General features: G+C 30.3%; 18 protein-coding genes. 10 read left to right on the plus strand and 8 right to left on the minus strand.

The window, feature by feature from the left end; genetic code table 11:
• Nucleotides 1-177 precede the first annotated feature (177 nt).
• The gene (locus KQI89_RS15045) at nucleotides 178-414 is read left to right on the plus strand and encodes a hypothetical protein (protein WP_216457755.1); all 237 of its coding nucleotides are present in this window, start codon (nucleotides 178-180) and stop codon (nucleotides 412-414) included.
• 50 nt (nucleotides 415-464) lie between these two features.
• A complete protein-coding gene (locus KQI89_RS15050; protein ID WP_216457756.1) occupies nucleotides 465-1,682 on the plus strand; it encodes an NAD(P)/FAD-dependent oxidoreductase in 1,218 nt (405 codons plus the stop codon).
• A gap of 155 nt (nucleotides 1,683-1,837) precedes the next feature.
• Here the strand turns inward: KQI89_RS15050 and KQI89_RS15055 are convergent, their stop codons facing one another.
• The 4 genes from KQI89_RS15055 to KQI89_RS15070 all read right to left on the minus strand — a co-directional run bounded on the left by KQI89_RS15055 (nucleotide 1,838) and on the right by KQI89_RS15070 (nucleotide 7,459).
• Entirely contained in the window at nucleotides 1,838-2,461 is a 624-nt protein-coding gene (locus KQI89_RS15055) for a hypothetical protein (RefSeq protein ID WP_216457757.1), read from the minus strand.
• 988 nt (nucleotides 2,462-3,449) lie between these two features.
• Nucleotides 3,450-4,484, minus strand: a complete 1,035-nt coding sequence (locus KQI89_RS15060) for a YeiH family protein (RefSeq protein ID WP_216457758.1) — start codon at nucleotides 4,482-4,484, stop codon at nucleotides 3,450-3,452.
• Between the two features lie 360 nt (nucleotides 4,485-4,844).
• Entirely contained in the window at nucleotides 4,845-5,798 is a 954-nt protein-coding gene (locus KQI89_RS15065) for a 4Fe-4S dicluster domain-containing protein (RefSeq protein WP_216457759.1), read from the minus strand.
• A gap of 35 nt (nucleotides 5,799-5,833) precedes the next feature.
• A complete protein-coding gene (locus tag KQI89_RS15070) occupies nucleotides 5,834-7,459 on the minus strand; it encodes an FAD-dependent oxidoreductase (protein ID WP_216457760.1) in 1,626 nt (541 codons plus the stop codon).
• A 165-nt stretch (nucleotides 7,460-7,624) separates the two neighbouring features.
• On the opposite strand from KQI89_RS15070, the gene KQI89_RS15075 reads away from it, so the two are divergent.
• The 4 genes from KQI89_RS15075 (at nucleotide 7,625) to cobA (ending at nucleotide 12,308) form a co-directional block, all read left to right on the plus strand.
• On the plus strand, nucleotides 7,625-8,548 hold the full coding sequence (locus tag KQI89_RS15075) for a LysR family transcriptional regulator (RefSeq protein ID WP_216457761.1): 924 nt from the start codon (nucleotides 7,625-7,627) through the stop codon (nucleotides 8,546-8,548).
• Between the two features lie 112 nt (nucleotides 8,549-8,660).
• Nucleotides 8,661-9,878, plus strand: coding sequence for a glutamyl-tRNA reductase (hemA, locus tag KQI89_RS15080; protein WP_216457762.1), 1,218 nt, complete (start codon nucleotides 8,661-8,663; stop codon nucleotides 9,876-9,878).
• Nucleotides 9,879-9,933: 55 nt separating this feature from the next.
• Nucleotides 9,934-10,821 carry a hydroxymethylbilane synthase gene (hemC, locus tag KQI89_RS15085; protein ID WP_216457763.1) on the plus strand — a complete coding sequence of 296 codons (888 nt, stop codon included), beginning with the start codon at nucleotides 9,934-9,936 and terminating at the stop codon, nucleotides 10,819-10,821.
• A complete protein-coding gene (gene cobA / locus KQI89_RS15090; RefSeq protein ID WP_343216385.1) occupies nucleotides 10,818-12,308 on the plus strand; it encodes a uroporphyrinogen-III C-methyltransferase in 1,491 nt (496 codons plus the stop codon). Before hemC ends, cobA begins: the two co-directional genes overlap by 4 nt.
• A 548-nt stretch (nucleotides 12,309-12,856) precedes the next feature.
• Here cobA and KQI89_RS15095 read toward each other — a convergent pair.
• The 4 genes from KQI89_RS15095 to KQI89_RS15110 all read right to left on the minus strand — a co-directional run bounded on the left by KQI89_RS15095 (nucleotide 12,857) and on the right by KQI89_RS15110 (nucleotide 15,895).
• Nucleotides 12,857-13,168 (minus strand): hypothetical protein, encoded by a 312-nt coding sequence (locus tag KQI89_RS15095; protein WP_216457764.1) that lies wholly within the window; start codon nucleotides 13,166-13,168, stop codon nucleotides 12,857-12,859.
• A 58-nt stretch (nucleotides 13,169-13,226) separates the two neighbouring features.
• Nucleotides 13,227-13,628 (minus strand): hypothetical protein, encoded by a 402-nt coding sequence (locus KQI89_RS15100; RefSeq protein WP_216457765.1) that lies wholly within the window; start codon nucleotides 13,626-13,628, stop codon nucleotides 13,227-13,229.
• A gap of 62 nt (nucleotides 13,629-13,690) precedes the next feature.
• The gene (gene dnaB, locus KQI89_RS15105) at nucleotides 13,691-14,995 is read right to left on the minus strand and encodes a replicative DNA helicase (RefSeq protein ID WP_216457766.1); all 1,305 of its coding nucleotides are present in this window, start codon (nucleotides 14,993-14,995) and stop codon (nucleotides 13,691-13,693) included.
• 3 nt (nucleotides 14,996-14,998) lie between these two features.
• On the minus strand, nucleotides 14,999-15,895 hold the full coding sequence (locus KQI89_RS15110; RefSeq protein WP_216457767.1) for a DnaD domain-containing protein: 897 nt from the start codon (nucleotides 15,893-15,895) through the stop codon (nucleotides 14,999-15,001).
• A gap of 300 nt (nucleotides 15,896-16,195) precedes the next feature.
• Here KQI89_RS15110 and KQI89_RS15115 point away from each other — a divergent pair, with 300 nt between their 5' ends.
• From KQI89_RS15115 to KQI89_RS15130, 4 genes are all read left to right on the plus strand, one after another.
• The gene (locus tag KQI89_RS15115) at nucleotides 16,196-16,618 is read left to right on the plus strand and encodes a GNAT family N-acetyltransferase (RefSeq protein WP_216457768.1); all 423 of its coding nucleotides are present in this window, start codon (nucleotides 16,196-16,198) and stop codon (nucleotides 16,616-16,618) included.
• A gap of 854 nt (nucleotides 16,619-17,472) precedes the next feature.
• Entirely contained in the window at nucleotides 17,473-18,624 is a 1,152-nt protein-coding gene (locus tag KQI89_RS15120) for a hypothetical protein (protein WP_216457792.1), read from the plus strand.
• Between the two features lie 105 nt (nucleotides 18,625-18,729).
• Nucleotides 18,730-19,647, plus strand: a complete 918-nt coding sequence (locus KQI89_RS15125; RefSeq protein ID WP_216457769.1) for a restriction endonuclease — start codon at nucleotides 18,730-18,732, stop codon at nucleotides 19,645-19,647.
• A 17-nt stretch (nucleotides 19,648-19,664) separates the two neighbouring features.
• Nucleotides 19,665-20,708 carry a DUF4365 domain-containing protein gene (locus tag KQI89_RS15130; RefSeq protein WP_216457770.1) on the plus strand — a complete coding sequence of 348 codons (1,044 nt, stop codon included), beginning with the start codon at nucleotides 19,665-19,667 and terminating at the stop codon, nucleotides 20,706-20,708.
• Nucleotides 20,709-20,840 lie beyond the last annotated feature (132 nt).

The raw sequence follows: 20,840 nt of genomic DNA on the forward strand, positions 1-20,840 counted from the left end.
CTATGTAACACAAGATAATAAAGTATTTTTAATAAAAAATAATAAAAAGCCAGAACTAGTAATAGAAAACGCAAAAGATTATAATAAGATTTGCTTTAATAATGAAAAATTATTTAAAAATATTTTTGAGCAGTCTGATATAATTGAAGTTAGCAACAAGAAGATAATGAAAAAGTTATGTTCAATTTTGAAAAGAAAACCATAAGTATGCTTACAGAATATAGTAATCCAGAGGTTAAGTATGAAGTTGTAAGTGATCATGCAGGAAATATAAGCAACATAGGGAAAAAAGAATTATTTATAAAAATAGATATGGAAGATGAAGAAGTAGAAAATGATTTTATAAATTTAGATGTTAAGTGTAGCAAAATAATGTTTTATAATGGAAAAAAGTATATTTTCAGGATGACTTAGAAGTATATATAATGAATTGATACTAATTATAGATAAGTGGGGTAGAAGGTATGAAGAAAAATTATGTTATTATAGGAAGCGGAATTGCGGCAATAAGCGCTGCTAAGGCAATTAGAGATAGAGATAAACATGGACATATACTTATATATGGAGATGAAAAAAATCTTCCTTATTTAAGGATAAAGCTATCTAAGGATTTACTTAAGGGTTTAAATGATGATAAAATTCTTTTGAAGAAACAGCAGTGGTATGAAGAAAATAATATAAAGTTTTTTAGAGACACAAGAGTTTCAAAAATAGATGCAGAAAATAAGCTTATAATGACCTCAAAAGGAGAAGAAATCTCCTATGATAAGTTACTCATTGCAACAGGTTCGCATAATAGAAAACTTCCTGTTATAGGTTCTGATAAAGAGGGGGCATTTACCCTTAGAAGCATATTAGATGCAAAGAATATTAAAGATTATCTTAAAGATAAAAACAATGTGGTTCATATAGGTGGAGGGGTTCAAGGTATTGAAACTGCTTGGACACTACATTCTAAGGGTAAAGAAGTATTTATTGTTGAATCCGGTAAAAGACTTATGTCAAGATTACTAGATGAAAGAGCATTCCTTATATTGAAAGAAAAAATAGAAGAGTCAGGAGTAAAGTTTATTTGTGATGCTAAGGTAGATGAAATTCTTGGATCACATAAGGTTGAGGCAATTAGCATAAATAATAATAAGATTCTTCCTTGTGATAGTGTAATATATTCTATAGGCATGATTCCAAATACTGAAATAGTAAAGGGGACTTCTATTAAAATTAATAAAGGAATTATAGTTAATGAAAATATGGAAACCTCCATTAAAGGGATTTATGCGGCAGGAGATGTGGCAGAGTTTAAAGATAATATAGAAGGGCTATGGATTAAGGCTACGGAGCAAGGGGGAGTTGCTGGAGCAAATATGGCAGGAGAGGATGTAAGCTATAAGACTTCAGTTCCTGTGACTGTATTTAATGGCTTTAATATTTCCTTATTTTCTATGGGAGATGTAAATGAAGGAAGTTATGATAATAGTATAAAAGAAGAAATAGATAAGAAGTACATTAGAGTATTTATTAAAGATTCTAAGATAGTGGGAGCTATTTCAATTGCTGATATTACTATATCAAAGGCATTTAAATTATTTATAGAAAAGGAAGTGTCTTTAGAAGGAATTGACCTAAATACTATAACTATAAAGGAATTAATATTAGAACTTGAAAAGAGGCTTAGATTTTAAGAGAAAAAAACAGTAGATAGTTTTGTTTTTACACAAAACTATCTACTTTCCCACTTATGTAATAATTATAACAAAAGCTTGCATCAAATAAAATGTGCAAGCTTTTTATAGTATTTATTCTATTATAGTAAACCTATCTTCTTTATTTCTTAATGCTATTTTAATTTTTCAATTGTTACTTCTATATCTTCTTTTATTTGATCGATTGTCATATCTTTAAACATTGGAAAAATATTAGGATCTTGTTTAGCTTCCTTATATATAGAGCTATTAAAACTTCTATTTTCATTATTATTAATTTCTATTTTATCTTGATATGGACTTATTGAATAAAAGTTATCCTTATCTTTTTTTAAAAATAATATCACATTCTCACCTTTTCTATAAGGTGATATACTATCTTCTATAAATCTATCATCATTTATTTTATCACCAATTCTTTGATTTACTATTATATTTCTATTATCTTCAATGTTTCCTTTAAAGATTTTATTAATTTTTATTTGGCTCCTTGAAAAAATTATATGCTTTGTCTTACTTCCGCTACTAGTCACCGGTTTTAAATATTCAGGCTCTAAATCCTCAACTATTCCTTCAACTATTGCATCTGAATTTTTTACTAGCTCTTCAGTTGTATTATACATTACTGGTAAACTGTGAATCTTCATTGGGATCTTACTTTCTGTTTTATTATTTACAAATCTAGACTTTACAAAAGGAGCTGCTAAAATAATAGCTGATAAACCTAAAACTAAAGTTATCTTTAAACTATTTTTCATAATAACGTTCCTCCTAAGCACTAATTATAAAATTATCTAACCCTGTACAATTTTCAAAGGGCAAGGATTTATAGCAAATATTAAGCTATTTTTTCATAACTACCTAATATAACCTTATATTTTATTAATTAAGTGCACTTAACTTAAATATTAAACAGTCTAAAATTATTTATTTAGATCTGAACTTTTGAACAATAAAAATATAATCTAATTAATATACAAGACTTCATTGTTTTTATAAATTTCCAATTAACAGCTTTAAAGATATAATATTCCAAATATTTCATTTTGTAAACATTTCCATATGTTTTATGATTGCATTAATTTAATTTAACTAATATTACCTTTATATTACTTTGAAAATCTATACCTTTTCTCTTATCTCAAATATACTTACCATAGTACTCTAGAGGACAATGGAGTAGAAGGAAAATAAAATAATTATTTTCTTCCTACTCCATTAATATTAGCTTATATATGCTAATAGACTTCTAGAAGTTTCAAAATAGAGTTTAAATATTAATAACTTATAGAATATTAACTTATACATCTTAAACCAGGTTAGGCATAGATGTTTTCAATTCTTCTTTTATAATAAAATATCAACTTATGCATCCTAAATTTAGCTTAGGGTTCGTATATTATAAAGCTAAATTAGGTTTAATATTTCTTCTTTTCTATCTAAAATGTCATTGGATAATAATTGTGCTGAAGAAAGTGGACAATTGTATTTATTTTTCCCAATCAGAAGATTATAACTATGTGAACATAATTATAATTTGATTAATTTATAATCTTATTAAAAGATAATCAAGGGAACTCTAAAAAAGAGTTCCCTTGAAAAATATAACCTTACATTATAACATTTCCATAAATTTAATCTCATTTGGATATACATCTGTTTTGATCTACATCAAAGACATTTAAACTATTTATAGAAAAGGAAATATCCTTAGAAAAACTTGATAACTATGCAGGATATATTATTTTAACCTACATATCCAGCAAATATTTTAATAAATAGTAAAGATGAGGCAGCAACAGCAGCCCAAGTACATCCACCAAGTATAATAGGCTTAATTCCTTTTGTAAATAAATCTTTTAGCTGAATTTTAAATCCAACACCAGCTAGAGCCACAGTGATTAAGAATTTATAGCCCTTTTTAAAGAAGGCTGATGCACCTTTAATGTTGCTAAATACACCTACAGTATTAAGGATAGCCATTACTAGGAAAATAAGGATAAACCATGGGAAAACCTTCATAACAGTTTTTCCTACAGAGGTTTTTTGTGCTGCATTAGCATTTCCTTTAGCTTCCTTTCTTACAGTTATAATAGTGAAAATAATAGCAAGAAGAATTAACATAGTAGTTCTTGTAAGTTTAACTGTAATTGCTAAGTTTAAATCAAGGTTATTTAAAACATTGTAAGTAGCTTCAGCTGCAGCAACACTAGAAGTATCATTGATAGCAGAGCCGGCTAAAAAACCAAATTGGTTGGCGGTTAAACCAAGAGCTCCTGCCAAATAAGGGTAGATTAAAGCTGCAAAAATATCAAATAAAAAGATAGCTGTCATGGCATAAGCAATTTCAGTTTCTTTTGCTTTAATAATGGATGCCAAGGTTGCAATTGCAGTACCGCCGCAGATACAAGTACCTCCACCTACTAATGTGCAAGTATTAGTGGATAGTTCCAGTTTTTTACCTACAAGGTAAGCTACTGTAAAGGATAAACAAATATTAAAAATAATTAATGGCAAAGCTTTTGCTCCATAACCTAAGATTTCATTAAAGTTAAGAGTTGCACCAGCTAAAATAATTCCAAGACTTAAAAACTTTTTACCTGCGAAAGTAGTTCCAGATTTAAAATCTTTATCCACAGTTGGCATAAAGTTTACAATAAGCATACTTATAAATAAACCAATCATAGGAGCACCAACTAATTTTTGTAATCCCCCTAAAAAAGTTGCTATAATACCGATTACAATACAAAGACCAATGGCAAAGAATTTTTTAGTATTCAAGATTTATATCCCCTTTCTTTATAGGCTAATATGCTACCAGAAATCTTTCATTTCTGTAGAAGCTTATTTATCACCTTTAGCTAAGTGAGTTACCCCTTTAATTCATATTGATGTTTTACATTTCCTCAAACTTTTAATAAATTAACATCACTTGTTAAAAAAAAGACAAAATAACTAAAAAAAATAATTGTTCCTAGAAGGAAGTATTAAAATTAATCCTTCTTCTGGATCCAGTGATTCATAGAATTAGGAGGAGTTTCTTTAAGAGAAACTCCTTTCTTAATCTAAATATTATAGGAATTTATCCAAGGCTATGAGACCTTTTAAAAGGTCTCATAGTTATGGACTAAATTTTAAGGATTAGCAAGTAGCTCCACCAACTAAGTGAAGGTTAGAATCTATGATTTCTTGTTTTCTATCTAAAAGCTCATTGGATAATAATTGTGCTTCAACATTTTCAAAACCAATTCTTTCGATAGTTTGAGATAAACGTTCCCCAGTTTTACCTTGTTCTCTGTATAAAAGAATAGTCTTTTCAATTACATTCATAGCTTCTTCTTTATCTGTGAATACTTTGTTAAGAGCAATACCATGAGCAACACGTTTTCCCCATCTACCGCCAATGTAGATTTTGTATCCTACTTTACCATCTTCTATAGCATCAAAGTGACACTTTCCAACGCAACGTCCGCAGTTGTTACATTCATCTTCGCTGATTTGTAACATTCCATCAACAACTTTAGCTGCGTTTACTGGACAGGCATCTTCTACGGAACATTTTTTACATCCATTACAGGCATCTTCGTCAAAGTTAGGTATCATTTGACCTATGATTCCTAAATCATTTAAGTCAGGCTTAACGCAGTTGTTAGGACATCCACCTACAGCGATTTTGAATTTGTGTGGTAACTTAACATTTGCGTATCCATTAAAGAATCTTTCATGAATTTCTTCTGATAATCCAAAAGTATCAATTAAACCATATTGACAGGTTGTACCCTTACAAGAAACTACTGGACGTACCTTAGAACCAGTACCACCTGTTACAAGGCCTTCTTTAGCTATGTATGTTCTAAAATCTTCAATTTTATCATATGGAACACCTTGGACTTCAAATGTTAATCTAGTTGTAAGAGTCACAATACCATTTCCATAAAGTTCAGCTGCTTCTGATATGCATTTGTTTTGAGCTGCTGTAATTTTACCATTTACAGTAATGATTCTTGCTGAGAAGTTGTCAGTTCCCTTATTGCTAAGGAAGCCTAAGGCTTTTACTTTTTTTTCATCTGCAGCACTAATAGTTAAAGTTGCCATAATTTAAAACCCTCCATTAAACTAAAATTATTATTTTATAATTCTACCTCATTAAAAGTAGAACCACCTTCAAGAACTAATGTATTAGTGTATCCAAAATATTTTAAACGGTTTTGTAGCATATATGCTCTCTTACCTTTTGCACATACTAAGAGTAATTTTTCATCCTTAGAAAGGTCAGGTAATTCGCCATTAACCTTTGTAAGATCTACAAAAGGAGCACCATCTATGCTTGGAGTAATAGATGCATCTATTACTGTATATCCTTTAGCTTCATAAGATTTATACTCACTAGGTGTTATAGTATTAAATGCCCCACTGATTTTATTTAATAAAATATTTACAGTGTGTGAGAAAGGATGGATTGCAGTTGAAAATGGTGGAGCATATGCTAAGTCCATGTTTTCAACATCTTCTAAAGTAGCACCCATAACAATTGCAGTTACAGCGATATCTACCATTTTATCTACAGCACCCTTGCCAAGCACTTGCAATCCTAATAATTTTTTAGTGTTCCTATCTGCTAACATTTTAACTATGAAAAGTGAGGAGTCAGGATAATAGTGAGCTTTGTCATCTACAACTGTTACAACACTTACCACATCAAAACCAGCCTCTTTTGCAGCAGTTTCTGTTAAACCTGTTCTACCAACATTAAGTTCAGGTAATTTTGCCACCCCTGTTCCAAGAACACCACGGTAGCTGATTTTATCACCATTAATGTTTTTAGCTGCAATACGACCTTCAATATTAGCTGAGGATCCCATTGGAGACCATTGAGGTGCTTTTGTAATTGAATTTGTTATACAAGCACAGTCACCAACTGCGTAAATATCCTCATGGTTAGTTTGTAAGAATTCGTTTACCTTAACGGTTCTATTTGGCATTAATTCGATACCAGTATCAGCTAAGAAGGAGGTATTAGCACGTATACCTACTGAAAGGATAACTGCATCTGCCTTCATAGTACGTTTATCTGTTTTAATTTTTTCAACTTTTCCTTCACCAAGAATAGCCTCTAGCTTTGTTCCTGTAAATGTCATGATACCATGATCGGCTAAATGATTTTCAGCATATTCTGCAAATTCAGCATCGAAGCCAGGTAATACATGGTCTGCCATATCGATTACAGAAACTTTAACCCCCTGAACTGCTAAGTTTTCAGCCACTTCAAGCCCAATAAAACCACCGCCAACTACAACAGCCCTCTTAATTTCACCAGCTTCAAGGGAAGATCTTAAGGAAATAGCATCATCTGGAGTTCTCATAAAGAATACGCCTTTTAAATCTACACCATCTACTGGAGGTTTAATGGGCTCCGCACCAGATGCAACAACTAGCTTGTCATATTTATAATTAGAAGTTTCATTTGTTTTTAAATCTAGGGATTCTACAGTTTTTTCTTTAGGATTAACTTTTGTTACTTCAACTTCTGTTAATACTTCTACACCAGTTAATTTAGAAAAGCTATCTGGAGTATTAACGATTAGTTGATCACGTTCTGGAATTACCTTGCCTACATAATATGGTAGACCACATCCAGCATAAGAAATATCTTTGCTTTTTGTTAGTATTTTAACTTCTATACCACGGTTTTCACGTTTTAGCTTTGCAGCTACTTTGGTACCAGCAGCTACACCACCGATAATAAGAACTTTCACCTATTCACACCCCTTGTCTTTTTTTTAACACTTTCCTTACACCACTAATATATCACTTGTTTAGTTATTAATAAAGTGATAATATCTTATCATAATCATAGGTAAAACCTATGGATAATTTAAAAGTGAATTTAATGCTACAGCTTAAATAAAGGGGGGGAAACTATGACAATAAGACATTTGAGGATATTTATTGAGGTAGCAGATAGTGGGAAGATGAGTATAGCAGCATCCAAGTTTTTTATATCTCAACCCACAGTAAGTCAAACCATTAAAGAGTTAGAAGAACATTATGGGGTTCTTTTATTTGAACGTCTTTCAAAAAAACTTTACATAACAGAAGAGGGTAGGCAGTTACTTTCTTATGCAAGGCAAGTAGTAAGTCAATTCGATAATTTGGAAGAAAAGATGCTTGAGACAAATCACAGAGAGAAGATTAGAATTGGGGCAACAATTACAGTAGGGAACTGTATTCTTGCTGATATCATAAATAGCTTTAAAGAAAGTAATCCAGAGGTTGAAGTCTGTGCTTATGTGAGTAATACAAAGATTATACAAGAAAAACTATTAAAGTCTGAGCTTGACATTGCTATTGTAGAAGGAAAAATTAAAAGTCCAGATTTAATCTGCCTTCCAGCGGTGGATGATTATCTTGTTCTTGCCTGTAGTAAGAACCATCCCTTTGCTAAGAAGAAAAAGATTAAATTAACAGAGCTTTCTAATGTGAGTTTTGCTATGCGTGAGCAAGGAAGTGGGACAAGAGAGCTATTTGAAAATTATATATCAGATCATGGGGTGGACATCAAAACTGTATGGGAAGGTAATTGTCCTGGAGCTATTAAGAATGCAGTGATGCAAAATCAATATTTAGCGGTTATTTCTGTTCGCTTAGTGGAAGAGGAAATTAAAAATGGTGAAATCTATGTAATTCAAAACTCAGAATGCGAATGGGACAGGCATTTCAGTATGGTATATCATAAAAATAAATTTATAAGTGAAGCAATGAAAAATCTAATGGGAGTTGTGAAAAATTATAAAGATACAGATGTTCTCCAAGGAATTTCTACAGGGAAGCTTATAAAGGGCTGACATAGGTAAATTTAATGAAAGTCTTTATAGATTTGTATTTGTCAACAATATAGCATTATGATAAAATTTTAAAGGCTGTAATATACTACGGATGAAAGAGGAGATGGAGGAAATGGATATTTCCATGGTTGGCATAGATTATAGTAAAGCAACAATAGAATATAGAGAAAAGTTTGCCCTGACTACATGCCATGGAGCAGAATTGGCAAAGAAGATAATTGAAGATTACAATGCAAAAGGCTGCATTATTTTATCTACCTGTAATCGTACGGAGCTTTGGTTTAGTGGACTAAAGGGATCTCCTATGGAAGTGTTTTTAAAGGAAAAGGGAATGGAACCTGGAGAGTATAATAAGTTTTTCACAGAAAGATTTGGAGAAGAGGCTACTGATTATCTACTGGAATTAAGCTGTGGTATGCACTCTCAAATTTTTGGGGAAGACCAGATTTTAACCCAAGTAAAAACAGCCCTTGAAAATGGAAGAGAAAATAGACATGTAGATTCTGTGCTTGAAACTTTATTTCGTATGAGCATTACAGCAGCAAAAAAGGTTAAAACTGAGGTAAAGTTAACAGCTAAAAATATGTCAGTGCCAGAAGGAGCTGTAACCTTATTAGAAAAGAGTATGGGCTCTTTAGAAGGTAAGAAATGTATGGTAGTTGGCAACGGTGAGATGGGTAGATTAATGGCAGAAATTTTAGTTAATAGGGGATGTGAGGTTTCTATGACCTTAAGGCAATATAAAAGACAAGATGCCATTATTCCAAAGGGTTGTGAAGTTATATTATATGAAAAAAGATATGATAATGTGGCAGATAAGGATTTAATATTTAGTGCAACTTTAAGTCCTCATTTTACTATAAGAAAAGAAGAATTAGAAGGTAAATTACTTCATAAAGAGTATATTTTTGTAGACTTAGCTGTGCCAAGAGATATAGATCCAACCATTAGTGAACTAGAAAATGTTGTAGTTTATGATATGGATCAATTGGGTGTTGATGGAAACTTTAATACAGAAAAAATTAATATGGCTAAGGTAATTTTAAATAAATATAAAGAGGAATTTGTGGATTGGTATTATTTTAGAGAGTGGATACCAAGGGTTCAAGATATTAGTGAAATAACTGGTGAGTTAACAGATGCCAAATTAACAAAGGCTTATAGATCCATTGATATAACAAAAGAAGAACAAATGAAGCTACAGAAAAATATTCAAACAGCTACAAAAAAAGCAGTATCAAAATTAATATTGGATTTAAGAGAACATTTAGAAAAAGAAAAATGGTGTGAATGTATTACAGCATTAGAAGCAGCAGCTAGAAGAATGTAATTAGCGCTGCTAATAATGAATAAAAATAAATAGTTATTAAAATAGGAGAGAGCTTATGCTTAAGAAAAAAATTGTTGTAGGAAGTAGAGATAGCAAGCTTGCAGTAATGCAAACAGAGCTTGTAATGAAGGAAATAAAAAAAGCAAATCCAGAAATTGAGTTAGAACTAGTAACATTAAAAACCACTGGGGATTTAATACTTGATAAAACTTTAGATAAAATTGGTGGTAAGGGATTGTTTGTGAAGGAATTAGACCAAGCTTTAATTGATGGAAGAATTGATATTGCGGTTCATAGCTTGAAGGATATGCCTATGGAAGAAAATGAAGATCTTCCCATTGTGGCTCTTCCAAAACGTGGAGACCCAAGAGATGCTCTGATTTTACCAAATAATAATTTAAATCAACACTTTTTAAGTAATGTAGGATCTTCTAGTTACAGAAGACAATTGCAATTAAAAGATTTGTATGAAAACATTAATACTAGCAGTGTAAGAGGAAATATTATTACTCGTTTAGCAAAATTAGATAGAGGAGAATATTCTGCTTTAATTCTGGCAGCTGCTGGTCTTTTGCGTGTTGGATTAGAAGATAGAATAAGCAAATATTTCTCTGTGGAAGAGATAATTCCATCAGCAGGTCAAGGGGTTCTTTCTGTACAAGCAAGGAGAGATCTAGACTGTAGCTTTTTAAAAACTATAAATGATGAAGTTACAACCTATGCAGCAACGGCAGAACGTAGCTTTGTAAGAACTCTTAATGGAGGATGCTCATCACCTATTGCAGCTTATGCTACCGTAAGTGGCAATGAATTAAAGCTTATGGGATTATATTTTGATGAAGAAACAAAGGAGCATGCTGTTGATTCTATTATTGGTGATGTAAAAAAAGCAGAGAGCTTAGGATATGAATTAGCTTTAAGAATGAAAGGAAATTTAGAATGATGAATAAAGGAAAGGTTTGGTTAGTAGGAGCAGGACCTTCAGACCCAGGATTATTTACTTTAAAAGGAAAGTCAGTGTTAGAAGGAGCAGATGTAGTTGTATATGACCAACTAGTTGGACAGGGAATACTGAGCATGATCCCTAAAGAGGCTAAGAAAATCGATGTTGGTAAAAAAGCAGGCAATCATAAAGTGGACCAAGAAGACATTAATAAAATTTTATTAGAAGAGGCTTTAAAAGGAAACAAAGTTGTTCGCTTAAAAGGGGGAGATCCATTTCTCTTTGGGCGAGGGGGAGAAGAGCTAGAGTTACTATGTGAGGCAAAGATTCCCTTTGAAATAGTTCCAGGAATTACTTCTGCTATTTCTGTACCAGCCTATGCAGGTATACCTGTGACTCATAGAGACTTTTCACCATCTCTTCATATAATTACAGCACATAGAAAAAGAGGAAATTATGAACCTATTGATTATGATAAATTAGTTGCCTTAGGAGAAGTTACCTTAGTGTTTTTAATGGGAGTTAGTTCCCTTGAGACTATATCTAATGGGCTAATCAAAGCAGGAATGAATAAAGATACCCCAGCAGCTATTTTGGAAAAAGGAACAACTTCAAGTCAGAGAAGGGTGGTTGCAACCATAGAAACTCTTCCTTTGGAAGCTACTAAGGCAAGTATAGGAACACCAGGCATTATTGTAGTTGGCAGAGTTTGTTCCCTTGCAGAAAAATTTCATTGGGCAGAGGACAGAGTACTTGGTGGAGCAAGGATTATTGTAGCAAAAGAAAAGGAAAGAGCATCAAAATTAATAGAAGAATTACATACCTTAGGAGCAGAAGTAGTAGAGCTACCCTTTGTTGAAACTCTAGCTATTGAAGATAATAAAAACCTTCATGATAAACTACATAACTATAAGTGGATTGTGTTTACAAGTAAAACCTCTGTTGAAATTTTCTTTGATTATTTAAAAGAGCATAGAATTGATATTAGAACGTTGATGGATGTATCCTTTTTAGCTCTAGGTTCTGCTACTAAAGAATCACTAGAAGATCGAGGCTTATTAGTTGATTATATGGCAGAAGAATATAAGGGTGAGAATTTAGGAAAAGCACTGACACATCTTGCAGGTAAAGATGAAAACATCCTTGTGTTTACTAAATCAGATAGGGAAGAACCTTCTGTGAAAGCATTGAAGGAAGAAAATCTTTCTTGTGATGTTATACCCCTTTATACTACAGTTTATGAGGAAAATGATTTTCTTAAATTAGAGCAGGAGGACATTGCACTATTTACAAGCCCATCTAGGGTTAAGGGTTTTGTAAATACAATAAAAGATATGAGTTGTAAAAATATAAAAGCAGTTTGTATGGATGAGGAAACAGCAAAAGAAGCAAGAAAACATGAAATGGATGTAGTGCTTTCAGATGCAGCATCTATTGAGAGTTTAATAGATAAAACTGTGGAAGTTTATAATAGTATTAAAGAATAAAGAGATTTAAAGATTCAGAGGGAGTTTGCTTTTAAGAAATACATAAGAGCCAAATCATGAAGAATAAGGGAAAAAGTGTACAAGAGCCAATTGTAATACATAAATACATAAGAGCAAAATCATGTACTTAAAGAGATTTAAAGAAGGATAAGGGGATTTAGAGATTCAGATGGAGTTTGCTTTTGAGAAATACATAAATACATAAGAGCCAAATCATGTACTTAAAGAGATTAATAACAGTAACATCTAGTAGATACATAAGTACATTTGAGCCATCATTTATGCATGGATTAAATGAAATACACACTTATATTTAATAGATACATAAGTACATTTGAGTCTTAGAAATGCTTATTCTATGGATAGAAATTTAACTTTAATGTGCTAAATTATTCCGCACTACACAAGGGGAATAATTTAGCACTTATCCATAGATAATAAAGAAACAAACTAGCACTTGTTTATAAAGAACAAAGAAATAATTTATTACTTATCTATAGGCAATAAAGGAACAACCTATGTTGAAAATGGTTATATAAAAATATAGTCTAGTTTATTTTTATTAATGATATTTTATGTGTAACACTTATACCTATACCTAATAAAATTCCACTTAATGCAAAGTATATAGTTGAAGGAATATCAATAACATATATACCAAGTATGCCTATAATTAACATACTTATCATAAAACAGCAAATACAAAGTAATTCTTTTTGATCTTGTTTTACTGGAAGTTTTGCACTTATCTTATTTGTTAGCCCATATCTTTTATCCATTTTAAGATAAATAATTTGGCTTAATGTTAAGGTTAAAAGCATTGGAAATATAGGTAATATCTTGTTTAATAAATCTTGCATAGTCTTCTTTAAACCTCCTATTTATAAAATTTAGTTTAATTTTACAATAATTATAACATCAACCTTCTTTAATTTCCATTGATGTATTATTACAGAGCAGATTATCTATAAATATTCCCATGGCTTGAAGGGCTTTAATATCTATAAAAGCAGCACGTACAACTTGACTTTCCTTAGAGCTTGTCTCTTTTTTAAACCAAGCGGGAGCATTGTAGCATAGACAATAGGGCTTACTTTTTAATGTAAATTTAAAAGCCTTTATATCTAAATTTGGGTAATTTATATGATGGACTCTAGAGTAATCTAATATCTTATCATAGCACTTATTATAATTTATTCTAAGGACATAGGTTCCATCTTCATTGATGTAAGTGTCATAATGAACCTTCCAAATCAATATTTCTAGAAAGGCCATAAGGTTCATAATCTGAAAGATCTTTTCAAAGCCTTTGTCTTTCATGGTAAATTTTCTCCTTTCCTTATGTTTATTTATAGAAAATCTTTAAAAATTCCTTAAAGATTTTAATAAGTCTTTACTAAAGGCCCTACGCTTTGATATTCACCGCTCCATCTCATTTTCACGGTGCCTACAGTACCGTTTCTATGCTTTCCAACTATAAATTCTATTAAATTTTTATCCTTGGTATCTGAATCATAATATTCATCTCTGTATAAGAAAATCACAAGATCTGCATCCTGTTCTATGGAGCCTGACTCTCTAAGGTCTGACAGCATAGGTCTATGATTTGATCTAGCTTCAGGAGCACGAGAGAGCTGTGATAATACAACTATGGTTATATCAAGCTCCTTTGCTAGAAGTTTTAACTTTCTAGATATAAAGGATATATCTAAGTTTCTGTTTTCTTTAGATTTACCTATTTCTATAAGCTGAAGATAATCTATAAATACTACATCTAGACCCTTTTGAAATTTTAATCTCTTACATTCAGCAGTTATGCCTATTAGGGTATAGATATTATTAAACATATGAAAATTTGATTTAGAAATCTTATCACAGGACCTAAGTATTCTACTCCACTCATCATCCTTTAACTTGCCAGTTTTTAAAGTCTTCATGGATATGGTGGCTGTATTTGATAAAATCCTTTCAATAGTAGGTATTTCGCCCATTTCTAAGTGGAAAAATGCTACATTAAGGTTGCTTTTAACAGCCATATTAATAGCCATGGTAAGGCTTACTAAGGATTTACCCATAGAAGGCCTGGCAGCTAATATATTTAAGTTATGTCTTTCAAAACCTCCTATAAAATTATCCAAAGAACTAAGACCAGTTTTTAAAAGCATACCTTGGTCTTCCCCTTTAAGTCTTTTTTCTAGAAGAGATAAATAGTTTTGCAGTATAGTGTCCATAGTGTCAGTGTTTTTTTTATTTGAGTTAAAACCCATAAAACAGTCTTGAAGAGAATTTAAGGTATCTATATACTTTCCATCACCTTTTTCTAGGTTTTGTAGAGCTTTTTTAAGTTCCACTATAAGCTTTCTATTATTAGACTTTTCTTTTACTATGTCTGCATAGGGTTTTATAAGCAAGGAGCTTGTACCACTAGCTATAAGCTGAGACATATAAGTTACACCACCTATTTCCTCAGAACGTGAACCTAAGTTTTCAAATAAGGTTATAGCAGTTATATTCTCGTTCTTGCTATAAAGATCTAGCATGGCTTTATATATGATTTTATGGCTTACCATATAAAAATCATCATATTCTAAAAAATCTACTATATTAGCTAAAGATTTATTATCTAAAAGTATGGAAGATAGTACCTCAACCTCAGCTTCTTTATTAAAGATTTTTTCCATGTTCATAGCCTATACCTCCTCTGTTACCACTTCATAGGCAGCGGCATTTTGAGGTTTAAAGTCGCTATATTTAGAAGCTTTAAAGTTTTTCGTGTAATTAGACACATCAGATAAAGTTTTTAATCCATTGTTTTTCCAGTTTAGCAATATGCCATTTATATATTTAATATTTCTTACATTGTTTTTAACAGCTTCACTTATGGCTAAAACCATAAGCTCCCCACCCATTTCCTCATACCAACTCTTAAGACTTTCAATCTCCATAAAAGTAGCTAAGTGGATATTATTATCAAAAGCATTTATTACTTCCTTTATGCCTTTCTTCTGCTCTTTATTGTCACTAGGTTTTTCTAAGGATTCTTGAAGTTCTTGGGGTTCTTGGGATTCTTGGAAGCCTTGTGATTCTTTGTCTTCCAGCGGTTCTTGGGATTCTTGGAAGCCTTGTGATTCTTTGTCTTCCAGCGGTTTTTCTATTAAAGACTCCTTTATTATTTCTATGTCATCAAACATAATGTCCAAACAAAATTTCATGGATTTACAAAGTTCATAGAACTTAGATACAAAGCTTTTAGTCTTTACCATTTTAAGTTCCTTGTTTATGCAAATATGAGTATTTCTACTGGAATTTATGTTATACTTGTACCAGTTTAATACCATTATTTCTTCAGTAGCCTCATCATAAAGAATCTTTCCATGATCTACGAATCTTTGAAGTAACTCTTTAATTTTTTCCTTACTTAAACCAAATTCTAAGGATGCAAAAGGAAGAGAAAAAACATATATACCACACTGGTTAGTCCTTGGATTAGTGATTAAATAATGATAAAAGTTTCTCTCCTCAAAAGGTAAGCTCACCACAAAATTATCCTGCCAAAAATTTAATTGAAAACTTCTATATTTAGCCATGTTAAAAACCTCCTCAATTTGTAAAGTTCTTAACTATTAGGTATGCGCCTTTTAAAAAAGTTTCACATAAAAATATAAAAAATAAAAAATGTCATAAAAAATATATTAGTTAGTACTGTTGCTTTTATAATCATCATTGCTTTTATAAAAATTATTTTAGGAAAAAGTTAAAAATAAGATCAGCTAATAGTTATTAAATAAGTGATAATGTTGAGAGTGAAATATATGATATAATTACCATATAAAACAGTTATTAGGCTAAATTAAGCTTACTTGTGAATAATATAAGGAGTGAATATTATGACTCAAATATTAAATTTAACACCCTCTGAAGAAGATATACTAAAAATTCGAAGAAAATTGCAAGATTATAATTCCAAGTTTTTTGAAATAAAAGATGAACCAAATTTTACGATTTCAGAAATTGATGAAGATAAGGAATTAGTTGGAGGAATTGTATGTACAATTGTTGGACAATGGTTAGAAATTGATTTTTTATGGATTAAGGATGAACAGCGTGGAAAAGGTTTAGGTAAAAAACTATTACATGAAGCTGAAAAGATAGGACTAGAAAATAAATGTAACATGGCATTTTTAACTACCATGAACTTTCAGGCAAAACCATTTTATTCAAAACATGGATACAAAACAGTATATGTGCAAAGGGGCTATCCCATAACAAATGAAAAGTACTTTATGGAAAAGGAACTAAAATTAAATTAAATTAAATCTATAAATCCATAATGTTAATAAGGATATTTTTTTTCTTCTTCTTCTTCTTCTTATTGTTATTATTATTATTATTATTATTATTATTATTATTATTATTGTGAAAGCCCTTGTAAGGGGCTTATAAGGGGCTTATATGTAAATTTGAATTTAGGTGAGAGTCCAAATTTTATATTTGGTCAGTCGAACTTACACCTACGTAATGAAATGGAGTAGGTGTTTCATTTATAAATAATGATAAAAAACTTGATATATAGGCATTTATAGTATCATAAACTAAAGGAAACTCCTACTTCGCTACTCTACGTAGGAGTAAGTTCCGCTAGATAAATCGAAGATTTAGAGCGTCACTTAAATTCCAGTTTTGCGAATAGACTTAAATTATTAAGTATTAAAGTTTTAGTACCACAATAAATATAGATGCATCTAGGTACGCAAACAATTAATGTTATTAAAAGAGTTAATTAAAAGTGTTTTAGAAAACTTTATTAAGGTATTAAGTGAAAGTTCAACAAGAGAGCAATAAAATAAGTTACTACATATAATAATTTCTGAAATAACAGTTAATGAGCTAAGAGAAATTGATTCAATTAAGATTAAATTAGATGATAACTTAATAAACTATTTAAGCAATGAAGAGGGAGTATCTGTGAAAGATACTCCTTCTTCATTTATGTTAAGAAATATTGGAATAAAAACATTAAATTTAAATGTAGTAATTTAGAAAATTATGTAAAGATGATATGATTAAGATAGGAATAGAGAGTTGTAATGGGGAATGGGAAGATGGTAATTATTATAGTTTAAAAATTAATTGGGATAAATATTTTTAAAGGTGGTAGATGATGATGACTATAGTTTTGGAAAGAGAAAAATTATATGAGGAAGTATGGAGTATTAAAATGAAAGAATTGGCTATTAAATATGGACTATCAGAGGCTACACTTAGGAAACATTGCAGAAGTTTAAATGTCCCAATTCCTCAAAGTGGATTTTGGATGAAAGTTAGAAATGGCTCTAATCCTAAAAAAATTCCATTACCCAAATTTGATGGTAGGGGTAAAGTGATTATACAAAAAAATGAACTTAGAAAAAATTCAAGTTATAAAATTGAAGATAGATTGAAACATATGATAGATAAAGATAAAAATAATGTGTTGAGTGTATGTGAAAAAATAGAAGTGCGAGAAAGATTATATAAGCCACATTATCTTATAAAAGAGTGCAAAATTTATAGAAATGATAGGGATATGCTTAGTGATGGTAGAGCAAATAATGTCAATATAAAAGTATCAAAAGAGAATCAAAATAGAGCATTAAGGATTTTTGATGTAATACTAAAAACTGTTGAAGGGTTAAGATATAAAATTAAAAGTGGACATAAGTATACTAAAGTTTGTATAAATGGGGAGGAAGTAAAGATAGGATTAAAGGAAAAGCTTATTAGAACGAATCATATAAAATCTAATAATGAGTCCTATTGGAGTCCAACGTATGATTATAAATACTCAGGAGAGCTATCATTATTTATAGATGAGTATAGAGCACCAAAAAAGAATTGGAGAGATTTAGAGAATAAAAAAATAGAGGAAATGATAGGTGACTTTATAATTACAATTATAGATACAGCTGAAATTTACAGAGTAATTAGCGAGAGAAGAAAATTAGAAGCGGAAGAACAAAGCAAAAAAGAAATTGAGAGAATGAAAAGAAAAAAGAGAGAGGAATATGAGTTGGAGAAATTAAATGAGTTAAAAGAATGTGCAGAAAATTATAGAGCTTCAAAGCTAATAGATGAATATATATTAGGACTAGAAGAAGTAGTGATAAATATTGAAGATAATAATAAGAAGGATAGAGTTTTAAAATATATAGACTGGGCAAAGAAAAAATCAGATTGGTTAAATCCAATTAAACAAAAAAATGATGAAATTCTTGAAGAAAAGTATAGTGAGAATTTATATGATATTGATTTTAAAGATGATGATAATTATTGGTAGGTAAATTAATTAAACACCCTAAATGTATAATCTAAAATGGTATAATTATAGTAATAGTTAAGAGTCAAGTAAATATATATGAAAGTTGATAAAAGGAGAATGAATATGGCAATACCCACTTATGAAAAATTAATGTTACCTTTGTTGGAGTTATTAAGAGATGAAAATACTTATACAAATAGAGAATGTATAGATAGATTAGCTGAGAGGTTAAATGTTACAGAAGAAGAATTAAGGGAGCTTCTACCAAGTGGTAAAAAGAAAATATTTTATGATAGAGTAAACTGGGCTAAAACTTATATGAAAAAAGCTGGATTAGTGGAAGCACCTAGAAGAGGGACAATAAAGATTACTCAATTAGGATTAGATTTATTACAGGAAAGTCCTTTAGAGTTAAAGTCAAAAGATTTATTAAGATATAATAGCTTCAATGATTTTATTAACGCTAGTAATAGAAATGAGAGTAATAGCGAAAATAATGAAGGTCTATTAAACGAAAGAACACCATCAGAAGAGATGGCAGTTGCATTTGAAAGTTTGAGGGCTTCATTAGCTGACGAAATACTTGAAAAAATAAAATCATGTTCATTTGAGTTTTTTGAAAAAGTAGTAATAGAATTATTAATAAAAATGGGATATGGTGGTTCAAGAGAAGAAGCAGGAAGAGCAACTAGAAGAACAGGTGATGAGGGGATAGATGGAATAATAAATGAAGATAGATTAGGTCTAGATAACATATACATTCAAGCAAAAAGATGGAGAGATATTGTTGTTGGGAGACCAGAGATTCAAAAGTTTTCTGGAGCTTTAGATACTCCTGGTGCAAACAAAGGAGTTTTTATAACAACTTCAAATTTTACAAGAGAAGCTAGAGAGTATGTTAAGACTATAAATACAAAAAATATAGTTTTGATTGATGGAATGCAGTTAGCACAATACATGATTGAATTTAATGTTGGAGTATCAACAGAAATGATATATGAAGTTAAAAAGATAGACAGTGATTACTTTATTGAGAATTAATAGTGGATGGGGATTTAATGATAAAATACAATGATAAAATTAAGAAAGGAAAATTAGGAGTTAATTATGTAACAGATATCGTTGATAGATGTGATTGCTATTTTAACAAAATAGAGCAAGAGAATGATATGGGAATTGATGCAATAATCGAGTTTACAGAGAATAGGATACCTATAGGGAAATGTATAGCAGTACAAATTAAAACAGGAGAAAGTTATGTAAATAGAAGAAAAAATGAGTGTATTATTCCTATTGAAAATCATTATGAATATTGGAAAAATTATTGCATGCCTGTTTATGGTATAGTATATATTTTAAATGATAATGTAGCATATTGGGTAGATATAAAACAATATTTAAATGAGAATAGAATTAATATAGAATCTGGAAAGTTAAATATAATAAAATTTAAAATAAAATCTATTAATAAGTTTGATATGGAATCCTTTAATAAATATTTTAAATGTGATGTCAAAAATACATTGCCTGAAATAAGTTATGAGGAAGCCAGTAATCTTTTAGAAACTGAAAATATTGATGAAATATATATTGGAGTTAACTCATTGGCTAAAAGGTATGCTTATAAAAAGGAAACTTGGGATAAGTTAATTGATGTGTTTAGAAAAACTACTGATTATGATTTAATAAGTGAAATTATATTTTATCTTTCATATATACCGGGGCATGGTGATTTATGGGGACAGTTGAATTTTTCAAAGGAAACAAGGGAGTATGCTAGAGATATAATTAATAAATTAAATATTAATGAAGTAATAAAAATATTAAATGTAATCGATGAAAATGGTATTGAACGTGGAACAATAGGACAATGTGTAGAAGCTATAATAGCAAGTATAGATAATAGCGATAAATTATTAAAAGAAATAATTAAAAATGAAGATTTAGAAGAAGAAACTATAAATAGTGCAATTACTATTTTTGCATATAATTACCCAGAAGAATTTAATTTAGCTATTAGTAAGAATGAGATTAAGAGAAATTGGTATGTTGAATTAATCATGGAGTCATTTGAAGAATATGGGGGATTTGACTTATATTAAAAAAACCTAACTTGCAACTGATAAGGTGAAGCGTACCATAAGTAAATGAGGTTTATAGCCTTAGGCATTGAAATCCAAAATATGTTATAATTAAAAGACTCAAATAAATGATAATTAAACTTTTAATTATAA

Source organism: Clostridium simiarum (assembly GCF_018919175.1).
GTDB lineage: Bacteria > Bacillota > Clostridia > Clostridiales > Clostridiaceae > Clostridium_L > Clostridium_L simiarum.